24 protein-coding genes and 2 pseudogenes are annotated in these 23,641 nt (G+C 60.3%); 15 read left to right on the plus strand and 11 right to left on the minus strand.

Going from position 1 to position 23,641, the window contains the following annotated elements; translation table 11 throughout:
• Positions 1-131 precede the first annotated feature (131 nt).
• On the plus strand, positions 132-764 hold the full coding sequence (gene emhR / locus KJF94_RS03375) for an efflux system transcriptional repressor EmhR (RefSeq protein WP_214381172.1): 633 nt from the start codon (positions 132-134) through the stop codon (positions 762-764).
• 288 nt (positions 765-1,052) lie between these two features.
• Here emhR and KJF94_RS03380 read toward each other — a convergent pair whose 3' ends face one another.
• Genes KJF94_RS03380 through KJF94_RS03390 form a run of 3 tightly spaced genes read right to left on the minus strand, consistent with a single transcriptional unit; the run spans position 1,053 to position 3,628 of the window.
• Complete coding sequence (locus KJF94_RS03380; RefSeq protein WP_214381174.1) at positions 1,053-2,102, minus strand: alkene reductase; 1,050 nt, start codon at positions 2,100-2,102, stop codon at positions 1,053-1,055.
• Positions 2,103-2,124: 22 nt separating this feature from the next.
• The gene (locus KJF94_RS03385) at positions 2,125-3,291 is read right to left on the minus strand and encodes an MFS transporter (RefSeq protein WP_214381176.1); all 1,167 of its coding nucleotides are present in this window, start codon (positions 3,289-3,291) and stop codon (positions 2,125-2,127) included.
• A gap of 34 nt (positions 3,292-3,325) precedes the next feature.
• Positions 3,326-3,628, minus strand: coding sequence for an ArsR/SmtB family transcription factor (locus KJF94_RS03390; RefSeq protein ID WP_017336854.1), 303 nt, complete (start codon positions 3,626-3,628; stop codon positions 3,326-3,328).
• A gap of 157 nt (positions 3,629-3,785) precedes the next feature.
• On the opposite strand from KJF94_RS03390, the gene KJF94_RS03395 reads away from it, so the two are divergent.
• Complete coding sequence (locus tag KJF94_RS03395; RefSeq protein WP_214381178.1) at positions 3,786-4,355, plus strand: acyl carrier protein phosphodiesterase; 570 nt, start codon at positions 3,786-3,788, stop codon at positions 4,353-4,355.
• A gap of 110 nt (positions 4,356-4,465) precedes the next feature.
• Here the strand turns inward: KJF94_RS03395 and KJF94_RS03400 are convergent, their stop codons facing one another.
• Together KJF94_RS03400 and olsB are read right to left on the minus strand one after the other, a co-directional pair.
• Positions 4,466-5,260: a lysophospholipid acyltransferase family protein gene (locus KJF94_RS03400; RefSeq protein WP_214381180.1), complete on the minus strand. Its 795-nt coding sequence runs from the start codon at positions 5,258-5,260 to the stop codon at positions 4,466-4,468.
• Positions 5,260-6,015 carry an L-ornithine N(alpha)-acyltransferase gene (gene olsB / locus KJF94_RS03405; protein WP_214381183.1) on the minus strand — a complete coding sequence of 252 codons (756 nt, stop codon included), beginning with the start codon at positions 6,013-6,015 and terminating at the stop codon, positions 5,260-5,262. Before olsB ends, KJF94_RS03400 begins: the two co-directional genes overlap by 1 nt.
• Positions 6,016-6,170: 155 nt before the next feature.
• Here olsB and KJF94_RS03410 point away from each other — a divergent pair, with 155 nt between their 5' ends.
• The 5 genes from KJF94_RS03410 to KJF94_RS03430 all read left to right on the plus strand — a co-directional run bounded on the left by KJF94_RS03410 (position 6,171) and on the right by KJF94_RS03430 (position 10,601).
• Positions 6,171-7,049 (plus strand): acyl-CoA dehydrogenase family protein, encoded by an 879-nt coding sequence (locus KJF94_RS03410; protein WP_214381185.1) that lies wholly within the window; start codon positions 6,171-6,173, stop codon positions 7,047-7,049.
• Between the two features lie 155 nt (positions 7,050-7,204).
• On the plus strand, positions 7,205-8,302 hold the full coding sequence (locus tag KJF94_RS03415; RefSeq protein ID WP_214381186.1) for a serine hydrolase domain-containing protein: 1,098 nt from the start codon (positions 7,205-7,207) through the stop codon (positions 8,300-8,302).
• Positions 8,299-8,628 (plus strand): amidase, encoded by a 330-nt coding sequence (locus tag KJF94_RS03420; protein WP_214381188.1) that lies wholly within the window; start codon positions 8,299-8,301, stop codon positions 8,626-8,628. Before KJF94_RS03415 ends, KJF94_RS03420 begins: the two co-directional genes overlap by 4 nt.
• 223 nt (positions 8,629-8,851) lie before the next feature.
• Positions 8,852-9,442 (plus strand): YceI family protein, encoded by a 591-nt coding sequence (locus KJF94_RS03425; protein WP_214381190.1) that lies wholly within the window; start codon positions 8,852-8,854, stop codon positions 9,440-9,442.
• A 1-nt stretch (position 9,443) separates the two neighbouring features.
• Complete coding sequence (locus KJF94_RS03430; RefSeq protein ID WP_214381192.1) at positions 9,444-10,601, plus strand: phospholipase D-like domain-containing protein; 1,158 nt, start codon at positions 9,444-9,446, stop codon at positions 10,599-10,601.
• A gap of 268 nt (positions 10,602-10,869) precedes the next feature.
• Here the strand turns inward: KJF94_RS03430 and bglX are convergent, their stop codons facing one another.
• Complete coding sequence (gene bglX, locus KJF94_RS03435; RefSeq protein WP_214381194.1) at positions 10,870-13,161, minus strand: beta-glucosidase BglX; 2,292 nt, start codon at positions 13,159-13,161, stop codon at positions 10,870-10,872.
• A gap of 238 nt (positions 13,162-13,399) precedes the next feature.
• Between bglX and KJF94_RS03440 the strand changes: the two genes are divergently transcribed.
• From KJF94_RS03440 to KJF94_RS03455, 4 genes and pseudogenes are all read left to right on the plus strand, one after another.
• A complete protein-coding gene (locus KJF94_RS03440; RefSeq protein ID WP_214381196.1) occupies positions 13,400-14,008 on the plus strand; it encodes a LemA family protein in 609 nt (202 codons plus the stop codon).
• Positions 14,009-14,042: 34 nt separating this feature from the next.
• Positions 14,043-14,799: pseudogene (locus tag KJF94_RS30340) on the plus strand (TPM domain-containing protein).
• Between the two features lie 28 nt (positions 14,800-14,827).
• On the plus strand, positions 14,828-15,445 hold the full coding sequence (locus KJF94_RS03450; RefSeq protein WP_008025698.1) for a TPM domain-containing protein: 618 nt from the start codon (positions 14,828-14,830) through the stop codon (positions 15,443-15,445).
• A 295-nt stretch (positions 15,446-15,740) separates the two neighbouring features.
• Positions 15,741-16,955, plus strand: a complete 1,215-nt coding sequence (locus KJF94_RS03455; RefSeq protein ID WP_214381198.1) for a class I SAM-dependent methyltransferase — start codon at positions 15,741-15,743, stop codon at positions 16,953-16,955.
• A gap of 119 nt (positions 16,956-17,074) precedes the next feature.
• Here KJF94_RS03455 and KJF94_RS03460 read toward each other — a convergent pair whose 3' ends face one another.
• Entirely contained in the window at positions 17,075-17,965 is an 891-nt protein-coding gene (locus tag KJF94_RS03460) for a DMT family transporter (RefSeq protein WP_214381200.1), read from the minus strand.
• Between the two features lie 326 nt (positions 17,966-18,291).
• Here KJF94_RS03460 and KJF94_RS03465 point away from each other — a divergent pair, with 326 nt between their 5' ends.
• Together KJF94_RS03465 and KJF94_RS03470 are read left to right on the plus strand one after the other, a co-directional pair.
• Positions 18,292-18,873 carry a DJ-1/PfpI family protein gene (locus KJF94_RS03465; RefSeq protein WP_214381203.1) on the plus strand — a complete coding sequence of 194 codons (582 nt, stop codon included), beginning with the start codon at positions 18,292-18,294 and terminating at the stop codon, positions 18,871-18,873.
• Between the two features lie 14 nt (positions 18,874-18,887).
• Complete coding sequence (locus tag KJF94_RS03470; protein ID WP_214381205.1) at positions 18,888-19,193, plus strand: ribbon-helix-helix domain-containing protein; 306 nt, start codon at positions 18,888-18,890, stop codon at positions 19,191-19,193.
• A gap of 130 nt (positions 19,194-19,323) precedes the next feature.
• Here KJF94_RS03470 and KJF94_RS30460 read toward each other — a convergent pair.
• A pseudogene (locus tag KJF94_RS30460) lies at positions 19,324-19,443 on the minus strand (hypothetical protein); the annotation flags it as partial.
• 139 nt (positions 19,444-19,582) lie between these two features.
• Here KJF94_RS30460 and KJF94_RS03475 point away from each other — a divergent pair.
• Positions 19,583-19,927, plus strand: a complete 345-nt coding sequence (locus KJF94_RS03475) for a YegP family protein (RefSeq protein ID WP_214381207.1) — start codon at positions 19,583-19,585, stop codon at positions 19,925-19,927.
• 143 nt (positions 19,928-20,070) lie between these two features.
• Here the strand turns inward: KJF94_RS03475 and KJF94_RS03480 are convergent, their stop codons facing one another.
• Positions 20,071-20,958 carry a dihydrodipicolinate synthase family protein gene (locus KJF94_RS03480; protein WP_214381209.1) on the minus strand — a complete coding sequence of 296 codons (888 nt, stop codon included), beginning with the start codon at positions 20,956-20,958 and terminating at the stop codon, positions 20,071-20,073.
• A gap of 29 nt (positions 20,959-20,987) precedes the next feature.
• On the minus strand, positions 20,988-21,770 hold the full coding sequence (locus KJF94_RS03485) for an aldolase (RefSeq protein ID WP_214381211.1): 783 nt from the start codon (positions 21,768-21,770) through the stop codon (positions 20,988-20,990).
• Between the two features lie 110 nt (positions 21,771-21,880).
• Here KJF94_RS03485 and KJF94_RS03490 point away from each other — a divergent pair, with 110 nt between their 5' ends.
• Positions 21,881-22,423 carry a helix-turn-helix domain-containing protein gene (locus KJF94_RS03490; protein WP_214381213.1) on the plus strand — a complete coding sequence of 181 codons (543 nt, stop codon included), beginning with the start codon at positions 21,881-21,883 and terminating at the stop codon, positions 22,421-22,423.
• Between the two features lie 148 nt (positions 22,424-22,571).
• On the opposite strand, the gene KJF94_RS03495 is transcribed toward KJF94_RS03490, so the two are convergent.
• Entirely contained in the window at positions 22,572-23,591 is a 1,020-nt protein-coding gene (locus tag KJF94_RS03495) for a DUF4917 family protein (protein WP_214381215.1), read from the minus strand.
• Between the last annotated feature and the right edge of the window lie 50 nt (positions 23,592-23,641).

Below are 23,641 nucleotides of genomic sequence, written 5' to 3' on the forward strand. Positions count from 1 at the left end.
CCACACTGTTACGAAAGCCGTTTCAAAGGTTCGAATTGTAGGCCTGGGACGATACCCAAGAACGTTCGCCCCACTTTTATTCAGCGCCTGTTCAGGCATCGCTGAAGCACCCTGATTGAGGTTGTACTGCCATGGTCCGTCGTACCAAAGAGGAAGCTCAAGAAACCCGTAGCCAGATACTCGAAGCGGCAGAGAAAGCCTTTTACGAACGGGGCGTAGCGCGCACGACACTGGCGGACATCGCGACCCTGGCTGGCGTTACCCGCGGGGCCATCTACTGGCATTTCAGTAACAAGGCGGATCTGGTGCAGGCCATGCTCGATACCTTGCATGAACCGCTGGATGAAATGGCCAAGGCCAGTGAAAGCGAAGATGAACTCGACCCGTTGGGTTGCATGCGCAAGCTGCTGATTCATTTGTTTCATCAAGTTGCCCTGGACCCGAAAACCCGCCGCATCAATGAGATTTTGTTTCATAAGTGCGAATTCACCGATGAAATGTGCGATCTGCGCCAACAGCGCAGGGAGGCCAGCCTCGATTGCAAAGTGCGCATCGGCCTGGCGCTGAGTAATGCGGTGAGTCGGGGGCAGTTGCCGGACAATCTCGACACCGCCCGCGCGGCCATCAGCCTGCATGCCTACATCGATGGCATTTTGTATCAGTGGCTATTGGCGCCCGACAGTTTTCAACTGCACACCGAAGCCGAGCGATGGGTCGATACAGGGTTGGAGATGCTGCGTTTCAGTCCCAGCCTGCGCAAATGAAACAAAATGCGTAAATGGATCCGCTTGTGTCAACCGTTGAAGCCATAGATGAACGGTTCTTCACGCGCTCTACGGCAGTGGGGTGCTTTTATATACGCCCGTTCGCTTGGTTGACAGGTCGCAAGCTCAGTATTTTGTAGGAATTTTGTGTCTAGTCTGTGAGCAAGTGTGAGTGCTGGGCATCAGACCAGCTCCCACAAACGATGGTGTTAAACCCCAGACTTTGTTTCAGGTAATAAAAAGCCCCGGCTCTTTCGAGTCGGGGCTTTTGCGTTTCAAGAAGAGTGCTTACAGCACCGGGTAGTCGATGTAACCCACCGGGCCCTTGGAATAAAACAATTCCGGACGTGCCTCGTTCAGCGGCGCATCAGCCTTCAAACGTGCCGGCAAGTCCGGGTTGGCAATGAACGGCACGCCGAAGGCGACCGCATCAGCCTTGCCGCTGGCCAGCCAGGCGTTGGCGCTGTCCTTGGTGAACCGCTCGTTGATGATGTACGGGCCGCCGAATGCTTCTTTGAGTTGTGGACCGAGGCTGTCGCCCTCTTCTTTCTCACGGGAGCAGATGAAAGCGATGCCACGTTTGCCCAGTTCGCGAGCGACGTAGGTGAAGGTTTCGGCCAGGTTGTCGTCGCCCATGTCATGGGAGTCGGCGCGTGGTGCCAGGTGCACGCCAACGCGGCCAGCACCCCAGACTTCGATCGCCGCGTCAGTCACTTCCAGCAACAGGCGAGCACGGTTTTCCAGGGAGCCGCCGTAGTGGTCGGTGCGCTGGTTGGTGCTGCTTTGCAGGAACTGGTCGAGCAGGTAACCGTTGGCGCCGTGGATTTCCACGCCGTCAAAACCGGCCGCCTTGGCGTTTTCTGCACCGGTGCGATAGGCGTCGACGATGTCGGCGATTTCAGCGGTTTCCAGCGCACGCGGCGTTGGGTAGTCGGCCAGTGGGCGAACCAGGCTGACGTGACCTTTTGGCTGGATGGCGCTCGGTGCGACCGGTGCTTCACCGTTCAGGTACGACTCGTGGGACACCCGCCCAACGTGCCACAGCTGCAGGAAGATCTTGCCGCCCGCGCCGTGGATCGCTTTGGTGATGTTGGCCCAGCCACGCACCTGGTCGTTGGACCAGATACCCGGGGTGTCCGGGTAGCCGACGCCCATCGGCGTGACCGAAGTGGCTTCGCTGAGGATCAGGCCGGCCGAGGCACGTTGTACGTAATATTCGGCCATCAGCGCGTTCGGCACACGGCCTTCGTCGGCGCGGCAGCGGGTCAACGGCGCCATGATGATGCGGTTGGCCAACTCGAGGTCGCCCAGTTTGATCGGATCGAAAATAGTCGTCATTTAATACAACCCTCGTGAGGTTTCAGTTGGTAGCAGGGGCCAGTTCGGGATTACCGCTCTGACGGAAAGTAATCAGGGTCACCAGCAGGGCGAGTACCGCCAGTGCGGCGGCCGCGAGTGGCACGCCGGTCAGGCCGTAGCCGTGGGCGATGACGCTGCCGCCGACCCAGGCGCCGAGTGCGTTGCCGACGTTGAACGCGCCGATGTTCAGGGTCGACACCAGGTTCGGTGCCGCCTTGCCGTAGGTCACCACGTTCACTTGCAGGGCAGGCACGGCGGCGAAGCACGCGGTGGCCCAGAGGAACAGGGTGATTTCAGTCGGAATCAACGCAACGCTGGTCCAGGTCAACACGGTGGAGACCACCGCCATGCTGATAAACACGCCGATCAGCGTCGCTGCCAGGCCTTTGTCAGCCAGTTTGCCGCCGATGATGTTGCCGACGGTCAGGCCCAGGCCGATGAGCATCAGGGTCCAGGTCACGCCGCGTGGCGAAACACCGGTCACTTCGCCCAACAGCGGTGCGACATAGGTGAACAAGGTGAAGACCGACGCCGCGAACAATGCCGTCATGCTCAACGACAGCCAGATGCCGGCACCTTTGAGGGCACGCAGTTCGGCGCGCATGTCGAGTTTTTCTTCGTCGCGCTTGGCGGGCAGGAAGCGGATCAGGCCGATCAGGGCGATCACACCGATCACGGTCACGGCCCAGAAGGTCGAGCGCCAGCCGGCTTGTTGACCTAGCGCGGTGCCCAGCGGTACGCCGAGGACGTTGGCCAGGGTCAGGCCGGTGAACATCAGGGCCACGGCCGAAGCGCGTTTGTTCGCCGGGACCAGGCCTGCCGCTACCACCGAGCCGATGCCGAAGAAGGCGCCGTGGCAGAGTGCAGTCACCACCCGGGCAAACATCAGCACGTTGTAGTCACTGGCCACTGCACACAGCAGATTGCCGATGATGAAGATGCCCATCAACGCCACCAGTGCGGCCTTGCGTGGCAGCTTCGCGGTGGCCAGTGCCATGAACGGCGCACCAATGGCCACGCCGAGGGCGTAACCGGTCACCAGCCAGCCGGCGCCGGGGATCGACACGCCGAGGTCGGCCGCCACATCGGGCAACAGGCCCATGATGACGAACTCGGTCGTGCCGATGGCGAAGGCGCTCAAGGCCAGAATGAGGAGCGAGAGGGGCATGTGTGATTCCTTATCGGCGGACTGACGTAAAGGGTCAGAGCTCTTTGCTGAAGGTGCTGAGGAATGCCTGGATGGTTTCCTCGTTGCGTTTGAAAAAGTGCCACTGGCCGACTTTGCGGCTGCTGATCAGGCCGGCGCGTTGCAGGGTCGCCAGGTGAGCGGACACCGTAGACTGCGACAAGCCGCAGCGTTGATCGATCTGACCGGCGCAGACACCGTGTTCATTGCTGTGAGACTGGTCGGGAAATTCGACGTCCGGGTTTTTGAGCCAGTGCAGGATTTCTCGCCGTACCGGGTGTGCCAGGGCTTTTATTATTTCGTCGAGGTCGAGGTTCATGGTGTGGGGGCTCGTGATGTGAATAACGCTATATCGCGATGGGGCGAACTTTATATCGGTTCTTCGCGATATACCAATATGATTTTGTTTGAATGAGCGCATAAATCGGTATATCGGGTTATAACGATATGGATGGCGCAGTGTTAAGCTGCGCGGCATGAACTATCTCGCACATCTTCACCTCGGTGGCCAGCGTCCCGGTCAATTGCTCGGCAGTCTGTATGGCGATTTTGTCAAAGGGCGGCTGCAAGGGCAGTTCGACCCGGAGATCGAGGCGGCCATCCAGTTGCATCGCAGCATCGACGTGTTTACCGACCGCCATCCGATGGTGGATGTGGCGCTGTCGCGGTTTTCCCTGACCCGCCGGCGTTACGCCGGGATCGTGCTGGATGTGTTTTTCGATCACTGCCTGGCGCGTGACTGGGCGCTGTACGCGGACCTGCCGTTGGAGCAGTTCACTTCGGATGTGTACCGGGTGCTGTCCGCCGAGCGGCAATTACCGGAGCGGTTGGCAAGGATCGCACCGCACATGGTGGCGAATGACTGGTTGGGTTCTTACCGGGAGTTCGACGTGCTGGAGCAGGTGTTGCGGGGGATTTCGCGGCGGCTGACCAAGCCTGAGGAGTTGGCGGCGGCGATGCAGGAGTTGCGGGTGTTGTATGAGCCGTTGAGCGAGGACTTCAGGTTGTTCTACCCACAACTTCAGGATTTCGCCAATAAACGCTGACACGACTCCTGTAGGAGCGAGGCTTGCCCGCGAAGAACGATAACGCGGTGTCTCAGGTACACCACGGCGTCCTCTTCGCGGGCAAGCCTAGCTCCTACAGGATGGCGGCGTTAGGCAGCGATCAGTTCGCCAGTACGCCGTGGTTCTGCCGATTTCACCACCTCTCCAAACAACGCTTTCTGCACCGCCTGCTGCGCTTCAAACGCCAGTGCCGCACGCTCGCGACCTTCGCAAGCAATCGGCTTGAGCAGATGAACCTCCACATCGCCCCGGTCATTGGCAAACAGGCGCATCAGGTGTGAGAGCAAGTCATCATCGCCAATGAACGGCGCCAGCGAATCCACTTCACCCTCACGCAGATAACGAATCGCCACCGGCTGTAGCTTCACTTGCGAATCAATCGCCGCTGACAGCAGGCGCCCATGAAACGTACGCAGGGAGCGGCCATCGGTGGTGGTGCCCTCCGGAAACATCAGCAACGCATGCTCCTGCTCCAGATGACGGGTCATCTGTTTGCGGATCAACTGGCTGTCACCCGAACCACGACGGATAAACAGGCTGCCGGCCTTGGCCGCCAACCAGCCCGCCACCGGCCAGGTGCGCACTTCGGCCTTGGACAGAAACGACAGCGGCGTCAGCATGCCCAGCAGCGGGATGTCGGTCCAGGACACATGGTTGCTGACCCAGAGCATCGACTCCTTCGGCAATTCACCGTGCACGGTCACGCGAAAGGGCAGGGCATTGGCCAGACGCGCCATGAAGAAACGCGACCAACGCTGACGGCGGACCATCGAATGGGCAATCCCCAAACGCTCGAACAGCCCAAAGACGCTGGCCATGCTCAAACCCAGCGCAACCACCACCAATACTCGCGCAATTCGCGCGTACACCCGCAAGCGGCTCATTACACAGCCGCCTTGAAGTGCTTGGCGTAGCGCGGGCAGAGTTCGTCGCGCTTGAGCAGGATGAACACGTCGGCCACCTGGAAATCTTCGTCCCAGCACGGCTCGCCGCAGATCTTCGCACCGAGGCGCATGTAGGCCTTGAGCAGCGGCGGCATTTCCGCGATGACGTTGGACGGGATATCTAAAACAGGCAGTGGTTTTTTCGGCTCGGCGCGCAGGTGTTCGGTGCACAGATAACGTTCGCGCAGACGCTGCATGATCGCGTGGGCCTGAATGCCGCCGTCCTGCATCGGGATGCTCGCGCAACCCATCAAATAGCTGTAGCCGCCCTGGTTCAGGACTTCGGCCAGTTCACCCCAGAGCACGGCGATGGTGCCGCCGTTGCGGTAGGCCGGGTCGACGCAGGTGCGGCCGATTTCAAGGATCGGGCCTTTGAGGTGAACCAGACCGTGGAGGCTGAATTCTTCCTCGCTGTAAAACTTGCCCAGGCCGCTGGCTGCCGTGTGGTCGAGCAAGCGGGTGGTCGCCACCAGGCGCCCGGTGTTCAGGTCGCGCACGCCGATGTGAGCGCAGTGAACATCATAATCATCCATGTCCAGACCCAGCTCCGCGCCTTTCAGCTTGGCGTTGAACTCGCCGCTGAACACGTTGAAGCGCAAAGCCTGGGCTTCCTGCAAAGCCTCGGCGCCCACCAGGCGTTCGGCTTGCAGGCGGCGTTCATTGCCGGTGTCGCTGATGCGGGCGATCTGAGTCATGGCGAATCTCCGTGCGGGCTGCTCACCCGTCTTTGGGTTACAGCGGATCGACTTTCTTTATCCAGCCTTGTTGTGCAAAGTCAGGCTATGTAGCCCCGGTGTCATCGCCATGAAGCTTTGGTGATGCTTATATGACAGCCCACGAGGAGCCTCTTATGCCCTGGCAAAACCTGTTGAACCGTCGCGATCGCTTGCCCGCCAACCCGGACCTGGCAGAGGGTTTTGCGACCTTGTTGCAGCAATTGGGCACGGTCACGCCGTTCGAGTTGGCGGTGCTCGGTGGACGCCTGATGACGACTCCGGGGCTGGCGTTTCTGGTGGGCTATCAGGCGGCGTTGCGCATGCTTTGGCCGAGCGCGCCGCCGAGTCTCGGCGCGTTGTGCGCGACCGAACAGCGCAGCCTGCGGGTGGCGGACATGCAGACACGTCTGACTGACCTGCGCCTGAGCGGGCGCAAGGATTTCGTCACCGCCGGCGATGCCGCGGACTGGCTGTTGATCGCCGCCCGCAGTGAGGAACCCGGCGACGATCCGCGCCTGAGCCTTGCGGTGGTCTATCCCGGCGAACCGGGTGTACGGGTGGAAAAACTCCCGGCGATCCCGCTGATGCCGGACATCAGTCACGGTCGGTTATTGCTGGAAAACGCATTATGCGAACTGCTGGCGGGGGATGGCTGGGATGCGTACGTCAAACCGTTCAGGACGCTGGAAGATGTCTATGTGCTGAGCGCGATGACGGCGTGGTTGTATGGGGTGGGTCAGGACAGTGACTGGCCGCAGGGTTTGTCATTGCGTTTGCTGGCGCTGTTGGCCGGGTGTGCGGAAGTCAGTCGGCAGGCGCCGAACAACCCGGCCGGGCATGTGCTGCTGGGCGGGTTGTTTGCGCAGTTTGACGGGTTGAAGGTGGAGGTGAATCAAGCATTGGCCGATGGACCGCCGGAGTGGGCGGCGATGTGGCAGCGGGATCAGTCGGTGATGGATCTGGCGGCGGGGGCCAGGGGGAAGCGGTTGGCCAAGGCATTGGCGGTGTTCTGACGGGCCTCTTCGCGGGCAAGCCTCGCTCCTACAGGTTATACGCTGTCCCTGAGGAGCGAGGCTTGCCCGCGAAGGCGGCGGCACGGTCAACACAAACTCCAAAACTGTCATCAACCTCAACTAGGCTCAGCAATCCAACCCGCCGAGCCCCCCCCATGTTCAAAGGCTTGCCCCTGCTGTTCATGCTGCAGCTGTTCAGCCTCACGGCCCATGCCGAAAACTGGCCCGCCGAGCAATGGTCCACCGGCGCGACCCTCTCCGGCCCGACCATTCAAGCCCTGGAAACCTACGCCTTCCCACCCCGCGACGACGCCAGTCGCAAAGGCATCCGCACCGACGCTTTGTTGGTGATCCGCGACGGGCAGTTGATTTACGAACGCTACGCCGGCCCGACCACTGCCGACACGCCGCACCTGACCTGGTCAATCAGCAAAAGCCTCATGGCCGCGGTCCTTGGCGTTGCCTATGACGAAGGCCTGTTCAGGCTTCAGGATCCGGCGCTGAAGTTTTATCCGCCGCTGGAAAAACACCCTGCGATCACCATGGCCGATCTGCTGCACTGGGCCTCCGGCCTGGACTGGCAGGAAGACTACGAATACGCCCCGTTGAAGTCCTCGGTGGTGGCGATGCTTTACACCCGCGGTCATCACGACATGGCCGCATTCACCACCGATCACGCCGAGTATGCCCAGCCCGGTCAGGCCTTTCGGTATTCCAGTGGCGACAGCAATCTGCTGGCCGCCGCACTGAAAAACATCGTCGGCCCGGCACAGTATCGCGACTATCCATGGACTGCGCTGTTCGAGCCCTTGGGCATTCGCCATGCCGTTTGGGAAACCGACGCCACGGGCACCTTCGTCGCCTCTTCGTATGCCTACCTCACTGCTCGGGACCTGGCGCGAGTCGGCCTGCTGATGGCCCGCGACGGTCGTTGGGGCGACCGGCAATTGCTGCCCAAGGATTGGGTCGCCTTCAACCGCCAGCCTTTCGACCGCTATCGAGCCCATCAGGACGAGGCTGTGCCGGGCGGTCATTGGTGGCTCAACCGCGCGGCGGATGGCGCCGCACAACCCTGGCCCGATGCCCCCGCCGACACCTTCGCCGCACTCGGCCATTGGGGCCAGGCGATGTACGTGATCCCCAGTGAACACCTGGTGATCGTGCGCTACGGCGATGATCGCGACGGCAGCTATCGACACAACGAACTGCTCAAACGCGCGCGCATGGCATTCGCCGGGAAGGTGCAGCCATGAATCGCCGCAGTTTTGTCCGCCGCCGACCGTTCAGCACGCTGTGGTTGATCCTGCTGATCGCCTTGCTCGGCTGGATCTGGCAAGAGCGCGTGGCGCTGTGGGCGTTCCCGGACATCATCAGCGCCTACACCGCCAAGGAATACTGTTCGTGCCGGTATGTGATGAATAACGACGTTGAGTATTGCCGTGGCTATGTAAAGCAGTGGTTGCCTTTCAGCGCCTTTGCCGATGATCCCGTCAGCAAACAGGTGATGGTCAGCGGCATGGGCCGCAGCAACAGCGCCATGTGGATCGGCGAACGCCAAGGCTGCCGTCTGACTCCTTAACGGCGGCGATGCTCTTTGTGGCGAGGGAGCTTGCTCCCGCTCGGCTGCGCAGCAGTCGTAAAACCCGACAACTCGGTCTGACTGATGAATCGAATGGGGCCGCTTCGCGACCCAACGGGAGCAAGCTCCCTCGCCACAAAGGCTCGGTGTCGGTGATGGACAGTTTGCATCTGGCTCGCGGGCGGTTAAGGTTCGTGCAGGTTTATTTTCAGCACGAGTCTTTATGTTCAAGCGGTTCCTTATCCAAACCCTCGCCTTTGTGCTGCTGACCGGCATCACATTATCGGCCCAGGCCAATTGGTACCTGGACGGCGAGTCTTCGCGGCTGTCGTTCGTCAGCACCAAAAACGCCAACATTTCCGAGGTGCAGCGCTTTCTGGTGCTGCACGGCAAGGTCAGCCCCAAAGGCCTGGCCGAGGTGGAAGTCGAGCTGGAATCGGTGAACAGCGGCATCCCCTTGCGTGACGAACGCATGCGCAAGGAGTTGTTCGAGATCCAGACCTTCCCCGAAGCCTTGATCACCGCGCAGATTGATCTGCGCCCGATCAACGACCTCGCGCCCGGCGCGCAACTCGAATTGCGTCTGCCGGTGACCGTCAACCTCCATGGCAAACAACACGACTACAACGCCGAGCTGTTGGCGACCCGTCTCGATGACCGGCGCTTTCAGGTGGTGACGCTCGAACCGCTGGTGATCAACGCCGCGGATTTCAACCTGGCTCCAGGGCTGGACAGTTTGCGCAAGGTCGCCGGTTTGTCGGCGATCAGTCTGTCGGTGCCGGTGGGTGCGGTACTGATTTTCACGGCGCGCTGACATGGCCGGCGCGATTTTTCCCTGGCGTGAAGGCAACAGCTTCGAGCTGCTGATCGACGGTCCGCAGTTTTTCCCGCGCATGTTGGTCGCCATCGCTCGCGCTGAAGAACAAGTCGAACTGGAGCTGTATCTGGTGGAGGCGGGCGCCTGTGCCGAAGCCATGGTTCAGGCATTGGTCCAGGCCGCCGAGCGCGGCGTGCGGGTGCGCTGCCTGTTTGATGATTACGGCAGCCTCGCGTTTACCCTGACCTTACGCCAGCGGCTGATGGCGGCGGGCGTGGAGCTGCGTTTCTACAATCGCCTGAGCTGGCGGCGCTGGGTCGGCAATTTCTATCGCGATCATCGCAAGCTGTTGCTGGTCGATCAGAGCCTGGCGGTAGTGGGCGGCACCGGTGTCACCGATGAGTTCTGGACGCCGGGCGAAGACACCAGCGAATGGCATGAAGTGATGGTGGAAATCACCGGCCCCCTGGTCATCGACTGGCAGTTGCTGTTCGACCGCCAATGGATCGCCAACCGTCATCGGCGTGCCTGGAAACCTGCCTCGCATTTCGGCTTGCCGAGATTGCCGCGCGTACCGTCCACAGGCGAGGGCATGGGCCGTGTGGCGTATGCCGACGCCCGCCAGCACCGCGACATCCTGCAGTCACTGGTTCGCGCGTTGAACAGTGGCCAGAAGCGAATCTGGCTGGCCACGCCGTATTTTCTGCCCACCTGGAAAGTCCGCCGCTCGTTGCGCCGGGCCGCCGGTCGAGGCGTTGATGTGCGTCTGCTGCTGACCGGGCCGCGTACCGATCACCCGTCGGTGCGCTACGCCGGGCATCGCTACTACCCGCGACTGCTCAAGGCAGGGGTGAAGATCTTCGAATACCAGCCGTGTTTCCTGCACCTGAAAATGGTGCTGGTCGATGACTGGGTGAGCATTGGTTCGTGCAACTTCGATCACTGGAATTTGCGTTTCAACCTGGAAGCCAACCTTGAAGCACTGGACCCCGGGTTGACGCGGGCGGTGGCGGCGAGTTTCGAGCGGGACTTTGCGTTGAGCCAGGAGGTGAGCCTGGAGGCATGGCAACGCCGACCGCTGTGGCGACGAGTCAAGCAAAGGATTTGGGGATGGGTGGATCGGTTGGTGGTGAATCTGCTGGATCGACGCGGATAGTCATCCACGCCGCATACGCCTGTAGGAGCAAAGCTTGCTCGCGATAGCGGCGTTACATTCAATGAAGATGCTGAATGTTATGGCCTCATCGCGAGCAAGCTCTGCTCCTACAGGGGTTAGTGTCGAGCACAAAAATTTGATGGCGACCCTAAACATTGTGGGAGCGAGCCTGCTCGCGATGGCGGAGTAACATTCAACCAAGATGTTGAATGTTATGACCTCATCGCGAGCAGGCTCGCTCCCACAGGTTTTTGCGGTGTTTGAATAATTACAGCAACTCAAAACTCTGCTGCGTCACGTCCTGGGAATCCAGGCCGATCTGCACATTGAACTTGCCTGGCTCTGCCACGTACTTGAGCTGGGCATTGAAGAACTTCAGGTCATCCTCGGTGATGGTGAAGTGCACGACTTTCTGTTCGCCGGCCTTGAGCATGACTTTCTGGAAGTTCTTCAGTTCCTTCAGCGGCCGGATCATCGAGCCGGTCACGTCCTGGATGTACAGCTGCACCACGGTTTCGCCGTCACGCTTGCCGGTGTTTTTCACCATGACGCTGGCGTCGAGCCTGCCGGTCTTGTTCAGCGTGGTCGATGACAACGCCATGTCGGTCAGGCTGAAATCGGTATAGCTCAGACCGAAGCCGAACGGGAACAGGGGGCCGGTGGTGTCATCGAAGTACTGCGAGGTGTAGTTGCCCGGTTTGCCCGGCGTGAACGGCCGGCCAATGCTCAGGTGGTTGTAGTAGGTCGGAATCTGGCCCACCGAACGCGGGAAGGTGATCGGCAGTTTGCCCGACGGGTTGTAGTCGCCGAACAGCACGTCGGCGATGGCGTTGCCGCCTTCGGTGCCGCTGAACCAGGTTTCCAGGATCGCGTCCGCCTGTTCCTTCTCCTGGAGAATCGACAGCGGCCGGCCGTTCATCAACACCAGCACCAGCGGTTTACCGGTGGCTTTCAAGGCGCGGATCAGCTCACGCTGGTTTTCCGGAATGTTCAGGTCGGTACGGCTCGACGATTCGTGGGACATGCCACGGGACTCGCCCACCGCTGCCACCACCACATCGGCATCCTTGGCGGCTTTCACCGCTTCGTCGATCAGCACTTGCGCCGAACGCGGATCGTCCACCACTTCCGGGGCGTCGAAGTTAAGGAAGTTCAGGTAATCCAGCACCTTCTTGTCGCTGGTGATGTTGGCCCCACGGGCGTAGATCAGTGTTGCCTTGTCTGCCACGGCAGCGTTCATGCCGTCGAACAGCGTCACCGATTGCGCGGGTTTACCGGCAGCGGCCCAACTGCCCATCATGTCGATCGGCGCCTTGGCCAACGGACCGACCAGGGCGATTTTCGCGGTTTTCTTCAACGGCAGGGTTTCACCCTGGTTCTTCAGCAGCACCAAACTGCGGCGCGCAACGTCGCGGGCCTCGGCGCGGTGCAGGCGGCTGTCGGCGTAAGTGTCGGCCGGATCATCTTCAGCCTTGCCGATGCGCAGGTACGGGTCCTTGAACAGGCCCATGTCGTACTTGGCGGCCAGCACTTCACGCACGGCGTTGTCGATGTCGCTTTGCTCGATCTCACCGGCCTTCAACAGCCCCGGCAGTTCCTTGCCGTACAGGGTGTCGTTCATGCTCATGTCGATGCCAGCCTTGATCGCCAGCTTCGCGGCTTCGCGACCGTCAGCGGCAACGCCGTGCTTGATCAGCTCGAAAATCGCCCCGTGGTCGCTGACCGCCAGGCCCTTGAAGCCCCATTCCTTGCGCAGCAAGTCATTCATCAGCCAGGTGTTGGCGGTGGCCGGCACGCCGTTGATCGAGTTCAACGCAACCATGACGCCGCCAGCACCGGCGTCAATCGCGGCGCGGTACGGTGGCAGGTAGTCCTGGTACATCTTGACCGGGCTCATGTCGACGACGTTGTAGTCGCGACCACCCTCGACCGCGCCGTACAAGGCAAAGTGCTTGACGCTGGCCATGATGCTGTCGGCCGCGTTCGCGCCAGTGCCCTGGAAGGCCTTGACCATCACGCCGGCAATGCGCGACACCAGATAGGTGTCTTCGCCGAAGCCTTCGGAAGTCCGGCCCCAACGCGGGTCGCGGGAGATGTCGACCATCGGCGCGAAGGTGATGTCGAGGCTGTCCGCCGCGGCTTCCTTGGCGGCGATGCGCCCGGACAGGCCAATGGCGTCCATGTCCCAGCTCGACGCCAGCGCAATAGGGATCGGGAAAATGGTGCGGTGGCCGTGGATCACGTCATAGGCGAAGAACATCGGGATCTTCAACCGGCTGCGCATGGCCGCGTCCTGCATCGGACGGTTTTCCGGGCGAGTGATCGAGTTGAACGTACCGCCGATGTTGCCGGCTGCGATTTCCTTGCGGATCAGCTCCCGGGGCATTTCCGGGCCGATGCTGATCAGGCGCAACTGGCCGATTTTTTCATCGAGGGTCATCTGCTTCATCAGGTTGCTGATGAAAGCGTCCTTGTTCTCCAGAGGTGCGGGCGTCGTGGCGGCCAATACGGTATGACTGGCCAGGCTGACGAACAGGCCCAGCAAACACAGCTTCTTCATGAATGGTTTTCTCTAAAGCCTAAACGGCAGGGAATACGCGCCGGTCAGCCAAAATTTAGGGAGCGACTATTGTTGTTCAGGTAAATGCAGCACACTTCTGCGTGTTTTTTGCGCTGGGGCATCTTTTAGCCCATTGGCTCGATGCAATCCAGTGGCGGCGGCAGATTATGCCCCAAGAGGCCGCTCAGAAGGTCGCTGGTTGTTTTTTCAACGGAATGTGCAAGGGAGCGTCAACCAGATGAATGCAAGACACCACACTCGGTCGAGCCTGCGCGTCGCAGCCTTGATGTTGCTGACCACGTTGCTGGCCGGTTGCGGCATCAACAACATTCCGACCCTCGACGAACAGGCCAAGGCGGCCTGGGGCCAGGTGCAGAACCAGTACCAGCGCCGCGCCGACCTGATCCCCAATCTGGTGGAAACCGTCAAGGGTTACGCAAAACACGAAGAAGAAACCCTGACCGCGGTGATCGAAGCCCGGGCCAAGGCCACTTCGATCCAGGTGGATGCCAGCACTCTCGACAATCCCGAGAAACTCAAGCAGTTCCAGCAAGCGCAGGATCAGCTGACCGGTGCCTTGAGTCGTTTGATGGTGGTCTCCGAGCGCTATCCGGACCTCAAGGCCAACCAGAATTTCCTGGCGTTGCAATCGCAGCTGGAAGGCACCGAGAATCGCATCGCCGTGGCGCGTCGTGATTTCATCCTCGCGGTGCAGAAGTACAACACCGAAATCCGTACCTTCCCGGGGCGCTTGTGGCACACCGTGATGTACAGCGATCTGCCGATTCGTGAAACCTTCGAAGCCACCAGCCCCGGCGCCGAGAAAGCGCCTGAAGTGAAATTCTGACCGGCTTGAAGCATTACCACGGATGAGGTTGCCAATGCGCGTGTTGAAAGTGGGCCTGGTGCTGTTGCTCTGGGTGTTTGCCCTGACGGCCCGGGCCGAGCTGAAGTTTCCGGAGCTGACCGGGCGGGTGGTGGACAACGCCCAGTTGATTGAACCCTCGGTGCGCGAGCAGTTGACGCAACAGCTCAACGCCCACGAAAAAGCCACTGGTGAACAACTGGTGGTGGTGACGTTGCCGGACCTGCAGGGCACTGACATTGCAGACTTCGGTTATCAGCTCGGTCGCCACTGGGGCATCGGGCAGAAGGACAAGAACAACGGCGCGCTGCTGATCGTCGCGCGCGATGAGCGCAGGTTGCGGATCGAAGTCGGTTATGGCCTGGAAGATCGCCTGACCGATGCGCAGAGTTCGGTGATCATCAACCAAGTGATCACCCCGGCGTTCAAGACCGGCAACTTCAGCAAAGGCATCAGCGACGGGGTCGCGGCGATGCTGGTGGTGTTGGGCGGCAGTCCGCTGGATGAACCGTCGACGGTGTACGACTCCGGCGGCAATCAGGAGAGTGACTTCGTTTCGCGGCATCCCGGGGTGTTTGTGTTCCTGGTGTTGCTGTTCATTCTGACGATATTCGTCTTGCAGATGTTCGGGATTTTGCCCGCCGGCCGAGGCGGCTCGGGCGGTTCCAGTGGTGGTTTCGGCGGTGGAGGTTTTGGGGGGCGGCGGTGGAGGCGGGGGCTTCAGTGGCGGCGGTGGCAGTTTTGGTGGCGGCGGTTCGTCGGGCGGCTGGTGATAACAATAATGAACGAGCACTTTTAGACATGGCATTACTGACTGAACACGAACAACGCAAAGTCGCCGAGGCAATCGCCCGGGTCGAGCGCGACACCGACGCCGAACTGGTGACCGTGCTCGCGGCCCGCGCGGACGACTATGCGTACATCCCGCTGCTGTGGGCCAGTTTGCTGGCGCTGGTGGTGCCGGGTGTCGTGCATTACCTGACCGGCTGGCTGACCATGCACAGCCTGCTGCTGGTGCAATGGCTCACCTTCATCGTGTTGTGCCTGGTATTCCGGATTCCTAAAGTCACCACGCACCTGATCCCGCGCTCGGTGCGTCACTGGCGCGCCTCGAACCTGGCGCGTCGGCAGTTTCTGGAGCAGAACCTGCACCACACCGTGGGCAGCACCGGCATGCTGATTTTCGTCTGCGAGGCCGAGCGTTATGTGGAAATTCTGGTGGACGAAGGGATTTCCAAACGGCTGGACAACAAGAACTGGGACGCCATTGTTGCGGCGTTCACCCAGCAGGTGAAGCAGGGGCAGACGTTGCAGGGGTTTGTGACGTGCGTCGAGGCGTGCGGCGAGTTGCTCAAGGTGCATGTGCCAGTGACGCATGTGAGGAATGAGTTGCCGAATCGGTTGGTGGTGTTGGGCTGATTCAACCTTCTGGAATTGATACACCTTCTGTGGGCGAGAGGGCTTTTGTGGCGAGGGAGCTTGCTCCCGCTCGGCTGCGAAGCAGCCGCAAAGCAGGCAACCGCGTTTTTCTGAATGACTGCATTGGCTGGTTTTGGGACCGCTTCGCGCTCCAGCGGGAGCAAGCTCCCTCGCCACAGAGAACTCACACGTCTCAGGATTCTCACCGTTCGGTAAATAACTGCGTGTCCCGGACGACCATCCCCCCTAAAATACCCGCCATTCCCGATTCGCTCCGCCCGAGGCCGTTTTTTCCATGTCCGTCACCGCCACTCCCGCCAGCCTCGCGCCGGATCACCACGCCCAGTTCATCGACCTGCTGCAAACCAGCCTCGACGCCAACGCCTTCATCAAACTGGTGCTGGCCAAGTACGTCGGCACCGAAGCGGATCTGCAGCGGCTGATCATCAAGCAGCTGACCGTCAAGGATCAGCCTTGCCTGTCCTTCGTCTACCGCTACAAGACGCGCGATATCACCAAGAACCTGCCGCTGGCCGAGGGCGTGGCAACGATCGCCGCGTTGTTGCCGGCTTCGTTCAAAAATGCGCATTTGTTGTCGCTGACTGATGAAGCCCAGCTCGAATACAGCAAAAAGGGCAAGTCTTCGCTGTTCAAGAGCAAACCTCAGCAATTGCGTGAAGTGCCGTCCGCCGAGCACAACCGCGAGAAGAATCGCTTCCTCGACCTGAGTCGTCCGTTCCTCGCCGACCTTGGTGTCACGAACAGCAAGCACGAGCTTATCCCGGCGATGTCGCGCAAGTGGAAGCAGATCAACAAATTCATCGAAGTCTTCAGCCATGCGCTGACCACCTCGCCGCTGGCGCTGGACAAACCGGTGCGGGTCGCGGATTTCGGTTCGGGCAAGGGCTACCTGACGTTCGCGATCCACGATTACCTGCGCAACACCTTGAACGCCGAAGGCGAAGTGACCGGCGTCGAGCTGCGTGAAGACATGGTCACCCTGTGCAACGCCGCCGCCGCGAAGCTGGAACATCCGGGCCTGGTGTTCAAGTGCGGTGACGTGCGCAGCGTGGCGCCGAGCGAGCTGGACGTGATGATCGCGTTGCACGCCTGCGACATTGCCACGGACTATGCGATCCACACAGGCATCCGCTCCGGCGCGTCGATCATCATGTGCTCGCCGTGCTGCCACAAGCAGATCCGCCTGCAAATCCAGAGCCCGGCACTGCTCAAACCGATGCTGCAATACGGTTTGCATCTGGGGCAGCAAGCGGAAATGGTCACCGACAGTTTGCGTGCGTTGTTCCTCGAAGCCTGCGGTTATGAAACCAAGGTGTTCGAGTTCATCTCACTGGACCACACCAACAAGAACAAGATGATCCTGGCGGTCAAGCGCGCCGAGCCGGTGGACCCGGCCCAGCTGTTGGTGAAGATTCAGGAGCTGAAGGATTTCTATCGGATTACCGAGCACTGCCTCGAAACCTTGCTGCGAGCCGACGGTTACCTCTAAAACACCGCAATCCTGTAGGAGCCAGGCTTGCCGGCGAAGACGTCCTCACGATCGCCTTCGCCGGCAAGCCTGGCTCCTACAGGGTCATGCGGTGGCAATGCGTTCGTGTTTGGCCAGGGTCATGCGGTGGCAATGCGGGCGGGTTTGACCGTGGTCTTGCGGCCCAGCATCACCGTCACAATCACCCCGGCAGCAAACAGCCAAGTGATCGGCTCAATGTGTTCACCGAAGAACAACGCCGAGAACGCGATGGTGAAGAAGATCTGCAACAACTGAATCTGACTGACCCGGGCAATGCCGCCCATCGCCAAACCGGCGTACCAGGCAAAGAATCCAATGAACTGTGAGAACAGCGAAACATAACCAAACGCCCACCAGGTCTTGGCCGAAATCTCGCCCTGATGTTGCAGCGCCAGGTACATCACCGGCCCGATCAACAGCGGTGTCGACAGCACCAGCGCCCAGCAGATCACCTGCCAGCCGCCCATCTCCTTGGCCAAGCGGCCACCTTCGGCATAACCCAGACCGCCTACGGCAATCGCGCCGAGCATCAGCAAATCACCGGCCTGAATGCTGCCGGCGCCGCTGATCAGCGCGTAACCCAGCACCAGCGCACTGCCCAGCGCGGCGCAGGCCCAGAAGGCTTTCGACGGTCGTTCGTGGGACAACCACGCGGCGTACAACGCCACGCACAGCGGTTGCAGGCCGTTGACCAAAGCGCCGTGGGACGCGGGCAACGTTTGCATCGCCCAAGCGGATAAAACCGGGAAGCCGAGGATCACCCCGGCGATCACCAGCGTCAGGCCTTTGACCTGTTTCCAGGTCGGCCATTTCTCGCGGCGCCACAGCAACAATATCGCGGCCGGAATCGCCGCGAACAGCGCACGACCCAAGCCGTTCAGCAGCGGATGGAGTTCCTGCACGACGATCCGTGTGAAGGGCAGGGTGAGGCTGAAGATGACGACGCCGAGCAGGCCGAGGGCCATGCCGGTGTTTTCGCGCGAGGACATGATGGGGACCGGAATTCAGGGTGATTGGACGTGGCTTCATCTAGCCACAAACCTATGGTTTTGGCGCTTACAGCTGAGCACAGAAATATCCGTACAGTTGAGCGCGATCCCTGTGGCGAGGGAGCTTGCTCCCGCTGGGCTGCGAAGCAGCCCCTGCATTCTGCCCACAGGGTCAGGTCTTCAGATTTTACGACTGCTGCGCAGCCGAACGGGAGCAAGCTCCCTCGCCACAAAAGCTCATTGTTCGTAGTAGCAGGTTATTACCCACCCCCACGGATAAGGACTACCTTGAATACTCCTACGCATTTCCCAGAGGAGTCCTCCCCATGGCTGCCAAGAAAATCCTGATGCTGGTCGGCGATTACGTCGAAGACTATGAAGTGATGGTGCCGTTCCAGGCACTGCTGATGGTCGGTCACACCGTACACGCGGTGTGCCCGGACAAATCCGCCGGCCAGACCGTGCGCACGGCGATCCATGACTTCGAAGGCGACCAGACCTACAGCGAAAAACCCGGCCACCTGTTTGCCCTGAACTTCGATTTTGCCAAGGTCGCCGAAGCCAACTACGACGCGCTGTTGATCCCCGGTGGTCGGGCGCCGGAATACCTGCGCCTGAACGAAAAAGTCCTGGACCTGGTGCGCGCCTTCGACAAGGCCGGCAAGCCGATCGCCGCCGTGTGTCACGGTGCGCAATTGCTGGCAGCGGCAGGCGTTCTTGAAGGCCGCGAGTGCAGCGCTTACCCGGCCTGTGCGCCGGAAGTGCGCTTGGCGGGCGGCACGTTCATCGATATCCCGGTGACGGAAGGTCACGTTCAAGGCAATCTGGCCACTGCCCCGGCCTGGCCAGCCCACCCGAGCTGGCTCGCCGGTTTCCTCGGCTTGCTGGGCACCAAAATCACGCTGTAACGAGGGACGATTCCATGTGCGAGCTCTACGTCAAAGCCGATCCGATTCTCTACGAATCGCGCTCCCGCTCGCTGCGCATCTGCGGGGTGGTCACCACCCTGCGGCTGGAGAATCAGTTCTGGGACATCCTCAGCGAAATCGCCGAGGTCGACGGCATGACCACCAATCAGTTGATCGCCAAGCTGTATGAAGAGGTGATGGATTACCGTGGGGAAGTGGTGAATTTTGCTTCGTTTTTGCGGGTGAGTTGTACGCGGTATTTGTCGCAGCGGCGGGTGGCTGCTCCGGAATTGTCGGTGGTTCGGGCTGCTGCGAAGTAGCGTAGACCGCGCCGACCCAATCGCGAGCAGGCTCGCTCCCACATTTGACCGCGTTTATCTGGGCAACTCGGTCAAATGTGGAAGCGGGCTTGTTCGCGAAGGGGTCCGAAAGATCAATGCAACTCTTGGATCAGAAGAACCGCGTCACACTCACCTTGGCATTGCGCCCCTGGCTCCACGCCCGATCCCCGCTCAAGGCCGGGCGGTAGTTTTCGTTGAACAGATTATCGACCGTCAGGTTGACCTCGGTGTTTGTCGGTGAACCACGAATAGGACAGCGACCCGAACAGGTGGCAAATGATCGTCAAATTGGCCGGCAGTGGATAAACCCTGTGAACGGTCTTTACTGTCAGGCAACTTTCGTGGGATCAATCGACAGGAGCAGCACCATGTCTGGATGGTATGAGTTGAGCAAAACCAGCAACGGCCAGTTTCGCTTCGTGCTGAAAGCGGCGAATGCCGAAACCGTTCTGAACAGCGAGCACTACACCACCCGCAGCGCCGCCGAAAACGGCATTGCCTCGGTGCAGAAGAACAGCCCGCTGGAAGAACGCTACGAGAAAAAGACCACCAAGGACGGTCAGCCGTACTTCAACCTCAAGGCCGGCAACCACGAGATTATCGGCAACAGCGAAACCTATTCCTCTGATGCCGCGCGGGACAAAGGCATCGCGAGTGTGAAAGCCAACGGCCCGACGACGGTGATCAAGGACAAGACGTTGCCGGTGCTCTGATCGCACCTTTCAAACCCAATACGAATCCACTGTGGGAGCTAGCCTGCTAGCGATGGCTGCTTAACATTCGACGAAGATGTTGAATGTCAGGCCGCTATCGCTAGCAGGCTAGCTCCCACATTGGTTTTTTGTGAACTTCGAGATCAGCTCAATGCTTTCAACAAGCCTTGTAGCTGACCAAGCCCAGCCTCACCCAGCGGAAACACCGGCAACCGCGGATCGCCCACTTCCAGCCCGGTCGCGCGCAAGCCAGCCTTGATCGTCGCCGGCAAGCCACCCTTCAAAATGAAATCGAGCAGCGGCAACTGGCGATAGAACAGGTCACGCGCCTTGCTCAAATCGTTGGCCAATACCGCTTCATACAGATCAAGGTTCAGCTGTGGAATCAGGTTCGGCGCCGCCGTGCACCAGCCCTTCGCACCTGCCGCGAAGGCTTCCAGTGCCAGCGGGTTGCAGCCGTTATAGAACGGCACCTGACCTTCGCCGAGCCGTTGCAGTTGGTGCATGCGCTGGATGTCGCCGGTGCTCTCCTTGACCATGGTCACGTTGTCCACGGAGTTGACGATGCGCAGGATCAGGTCGACCGACATGTCGGTGCCGCTGGTGGCCGGGTTGTTGTAGAGCATGATCGGTACGCCAATGCTGTCACCGATGGCGCGGTAGTGGGCGAGGATTTCCGCTTCGCTGAGTTTCCAGTAGGAAGTCGGCAGCACCATCACCACATCGGCGCCATGGGCTTCGGCAAACCGTGCGCGGCGCACGGCTTTGGCGGTGGTCAGGTCGGACACGCTGACGATGGTCGGCACACGTTTGGCCACGTGCCTGATGCTGAATTCGGCGACCTGGTCCCACTCCGCGTCGCTCAGGTAAGCGCCTTCGCCGGTGCTGCCAAGCGGCGCGATCGAGTGGACGCCGCCGTCGATCAGGCGGTCGATGGAACGCCCGAGCGCGTCGAGATCAACGCCTTCGCCATTGGCGGTGAACGGGGTGATGGTGTAGCCGATGATGCCGTGAATCGTTGGGGTCGACATGGCGACGCTCCTCTTGAAAGTGTGTGGGTTCAGTTCAGGCAATCGGCGTGTTGACGCAGGTTCTGCCGAGCGTAGTAGTTGAAAGCGGCGCCATGGCGCTTGGGTTTCGAGATCCAGTCATGGGCTTCACGACCCAACTCCGGAATGATCGGCTTGATGGCCCCGGCACTCATCGCCAACAGTTGCAACTTGGCGGCGCGTTCGATCAGTTGCGCGATGACACAGGCTTCCTCGATGGTCGTGCCCGTCGACAACTGGCCGTGGTGCGAAAGCAGGATCGCCCGTTTGTCGCCGAGTGCGCCGGCAATCAGTTCGCCTTCTTCATTACCGACCGGCACCCCCGGCCAGCCTTCGAGAAACGCGCAGTCGTCGTAGAGCGGGCAGAGGTCCATGTGGGAAATCTGCAGCGGCACTTCCAGCATCGACAGCGCCGCGACGTGGGTCGGGTGCGTGTGAATGATGCAGTTCACGTCCGGCCGGGCGCGGTACACCCAACTGTGGAAACGATTGGCCGGGTTGGGCATGCCGTGGCCTTCAAGCACTTCCAGGTCTTCGTCGACCAGCAGCAGGTTGCTCGCGGTGATCTCGTCGAAACCCAGGCCCAGTTGTTGAGTGTAGTAAGTGCCAGGCGTCGGGCCGCGGGCGGTGATTTGCCCGGCCAGGCCGGAGTCATGACCATTCTCGAACAGAATCCGACAGGTCAGGGCCAGCTTTTGCCGGTCGGTCCACGTATTATCCGCCAGGGTACTTTGCATCTGGGTCAGCGCTTGCTTGACCAGTTGCTCTTTGGGTAGTGCTAAGGTCTTGGCCATATCGGTGTCCTTTGGGTGGTTTCATGCAAATGACACTAACGAGGCTATATGACACTTTGTGTCATTGGCAAGGGCAAATCGTCGCCTCCTTGATGGATTAATCGTTCTACATGTCTATCCGTTTGAAATTACTGAGAAAAAAACTTGGCGTGACGCTTGAGGCCCTGGCCGAAAAATCCGGCATGACCAAGAGCTATCTGTCGAAAGTCGAGCGCGGGCTGAACACGCCGTCGATTGCCGCCGCGCTGAAACTGGCCAAGGCGCTGAACGTGAAGGTCGAGGAGTTGTTCTCCGAAGACAACGTCAGCCTCGACAGCTACAGCCTGGTGCGCAGCCACGAGCGTCAGTCGCTGGCGGCCAACGATGAAAGCCCCGGCTATGCGGTGCTGGCGCATCAGGTCAGTGAGCGCAGCTTATTGCCGTTCATCATCTATCCGCCGTTCGAATTCGCGGACAAAACCTTCAAGGAACACTTGGGGGAAGAGTTTCTGTTTGTCCACGAAGGACAGGTGGAAGTGGATTTCATGAACGAGCGCGTGCTGCTCGATCGCGGTGATGCGCTGCACTTCAACGCGCAGAAACCGCACCGGATTCGGTCAGTGGGCGAGGTTAAGGCGCAGTTGCTGGTGGTGGTGCATAGCGCGGAAGAATGAGTTGCATAGCTTTTGTGGCGAGGGAGCTTGCTCTCGCTCGGCTGCGTAGCAGTCGTAATCCTGCCAGTGGGTTTTCACTGAAAAATGCAGGGGGCCGCTTCGCAGCCCAGCGGGAGCAAGCTCCCTCGCCACAGGTCCGGTGTTCGCTTCAGACTTCGACGGGAACCGTGAGCTTCGGACTCCCCAACGCATGCGTCTTCGAATCAAAAAACCGCAGTTCTGATCCGGTCCCCTCAAACACCTTTGCGTAATGCCGCTTCTGATGCTGGATAAACGCCTTGCTGCGCGGATAAATCGACACCGCCACCACCTTCGGTTTCGCCTGGCGCAGCGCATGAACGATGTGGCTGTCCTGCTCACCCAGCGCATGGCCAAAGACGCACAACCCCTCGCCATGCCCCAATAGCTGGTCATAGCAAAACGACAAATAATCCGAACTGCGAATGGTCTTGAGCTTGTCCGCGCTCGGCCCTTCGTTCACAAACAGCGGCACGTCATCCAGCGTCTTGATCGTATTGTTGATCGCAAAACTGCCCAGCAACGTGCCCTCGGTCGACATCAGTTTGCGCGCTGTGCCGTCCTGATTGCGCACCAGATGCAAACCGCCGTGCAAGTACAGCAAGCGGGTTTTGTCGGTCGCCGTGGCGCTCAGATCAAACCCCGGCTCGGCACCCTGGAACAGGTCGGTGATGGCATCCGGCTGGTGTTGAATCGCCCAGTAATTGAGCAAGTCGTAATTGGTGGTGAACACCGTCCGATAACGCCCCAGTTCCTGACTGATCGTCGCCAGCGTCGAGGGCACCACCAGTCGCCACGGGATGTGCACCGCGTGCACGGTGTTGATCAGCGCTTCCTTGATCGCGTAGTAGCGATTGCGCGGTGCGGCGGAGCTGACGGCCAGGGCCTTGTTCACGCGGCTGGTGGTTTTCAGCGCGCCCAGCACCTGCTCGAAACTGCGCGTCTGCATCGCGTCGAACACACTCAGCTCGGACTGGCTCAGGGGCTTTTCTTCGACGGTGCGGGCGTTTTCGAACAGCGAGTCGTAGCCGAAATCGTCCCACACCGCACGGCTGGCACCATTGCCCACCAGCAGGCCGCTGATCGAGGCGGTGGCGCGCAAGGCGTTCCAGTCTTCAAGTTGGGCATCGACATCCTGGAAATCGGTCATTGCGGTCGTCGTCTCAAAAAGCAAAAGTTCGGATGGGCGGCGACTTTATC

Origin of the sequence: Pseudomonas hormoni (assembly GCF_018502625.1) — a bacterium.
Lineage (GTDB): Bacteria > Pseudomonadota > Gammaproteobacteria > Pseudomonadales > Pseudomonadaceae > Aquipseudomonas > Aquipseudomonas hormoni.

Bases quoted from the DNA above. Each gene is read 5' to 3' on its own strand.
- emhR (WP_214381172.1), top strand. From the start codon at position 132: ATGGTCCGTCGTACCAAAGAGGAAGCTCAAGAAACCCGTAGCCAGATA.
- KJF94_RS03380 (WP_214381174.1), bottom strand. From the start codon at position 2,102: ATGACGACTATTTTCGATCCGATCAAACTGGGCGACCTCGAGTTGGCC.
- KJF94_RS03385 (WP_214381176.1), bottom strand. From the start codon at position 3,291: ATGCCCCTCTCGCTCCTCATTCTGGCCTTGAGCGCCTTCGCCATCGGC.
- KJF94_RS03390 (WP_017336854.1), bottom strand. From the start codon at position 3,628: ATGAACCTCGACCTCGACGAAATAATAAAAGCCCTGGCACACCCGGTA.
- KJF94_RS03395 (WP_214381178.1), top strand. From the start codon at position 3,786: ATGAACTATCTCGCACATCTTCACCTCGGTGGCCAGCGTCCCGGTCAA.
- KJF94_RS03400 (WP_214381180.1), bottom strand. From the start codon at position 5,260: ATGAGCCGCTTGCGGGTGTACGCGCGAATTGCGCGAGTATTGGTGGTG.
- olsB (WP_214381183.1), bottom strand. From the start codon at position 6,015: ATGACTCAGATCGCCCGCATCAGCGACACCGGCAATGAACGCCGCCTG.
- KJF94_RS03410 (WP_214381185.1), top strand. From the start codon at position 6,171: ATGCCCTGGCAAAACCTGTTGAACCGTCGCGATCGCTTGCCCGCCAAC.
- KJF94_RS03415 (WP_214381186.1), top strand. From the start codon at position 7,205: ATGTTCAAAGGCTTGCCCCTGCTGTTCATGCTGCAGCTGTTCAGCCTC.
- KJF94_RS03420 (WP_214381188.1), top strand. From the start codon at position 8,299: ATGAATCGCCGCAGTTTTGTCCGCCGCCGACCGTTCAGCACGCTGTGG.
- KJF94_RS03425 (WP_214381190.1), top strand. From the start codon at position 8,852: ATGTTCAAGCGGTTCCTTATCCAAACCCTCGCCTTTGTGCTGCTGACC.
- KJF94_RS03430 (WP_214381192.1), top strand. From the start codon at position 9,444: ATGGCCGGCGCGATTTTTCCCTGGCGTGAAGGCAACAGCTTCGAGCTG.
- bglX (WP_214381194.1), bottom strand. From the start codon at position 13,161: ATGAAGAAGCTGTGTTTGCTGGGCCTGTTCGTCAGCCTGGCCAGTCAT.
- KJF94_RS03440 (WP_214381196.1), top strand. From the start codon at position 13,400: ATGAATGCAAGACACCACACTCGGTCGAGCCTGCGCGTCGCAGCCTTG.
- KJF94_RS03450 (WP_008025698.1), top strand. From the start codon at position 14,828: ATGGCATTACTGACTGAACACGAACAACGCAAAGTCGCCGAGGCAATC.
- KJF94_RS03455 (WP_214381198.1), top strand. From the start codon at position 15,741: ATGTCCGTCACCGCCACTCCCGCCAGCCTCGCGCCGGATCACCACGCC.
- KJF94_RS03460 (WP_214381200.1), bottom strand. From the start codon at position 17,965: ATGTCCTCGCGCGAAAACACCGGCATGGCCCTCGGCCTGCTCGGCGTC.
- KJF94_RS03465 (WP_214381203.1), top strand. From the start codon at position 18,292: ATGGCTGCCAAGAAAATCCTGATGCTGGTCGGCGATTACGTCGAAGAC.
- KJF94_RS03470 (WP_214381205.1), top strand. From the start codon at position 18,888: ATGTGCGAGCTCTACGTCAAAGCCGATCCGATTCTCTACGAATCGCGC.
- KJF94_RS03475 (WP_214381207.1), top strand. From the start codon at position 19,583: ATGTCTGGATGGTATGAGTTGAGCAAAACCAGCAACGGCCAGTTTCGC.
- KJF94_RS03480 (WP_214381209.1), bottom strand. From the start codon at position 20,958: ATGTCGACCCCAACGATTCACGGCATCATCGGCTACACCATCACCCCG.
- KJF94_RS03485 (WP_214381211.1), bottom strand. From the start codon at position 21,770: ATGGCCAAGACCTTAGCACTACCCAAAGAGCAACTGGTCAAGCAAGCG.
- KJF94_RS03490 (WP_214381213.1), top strand. From the start codon at position 21,881: ATGTCTATCCGTTTGAAATTACTGAGAAAAAAACTTGGCGTGACGCTT.
- KJF94_RS03495 (WP_214381215.1), bottom strand. From the start codon at position 23,591: ATGACCGATTTCCAGGATGTCGATGCCCAACTTGAAGACTGGAACGCC.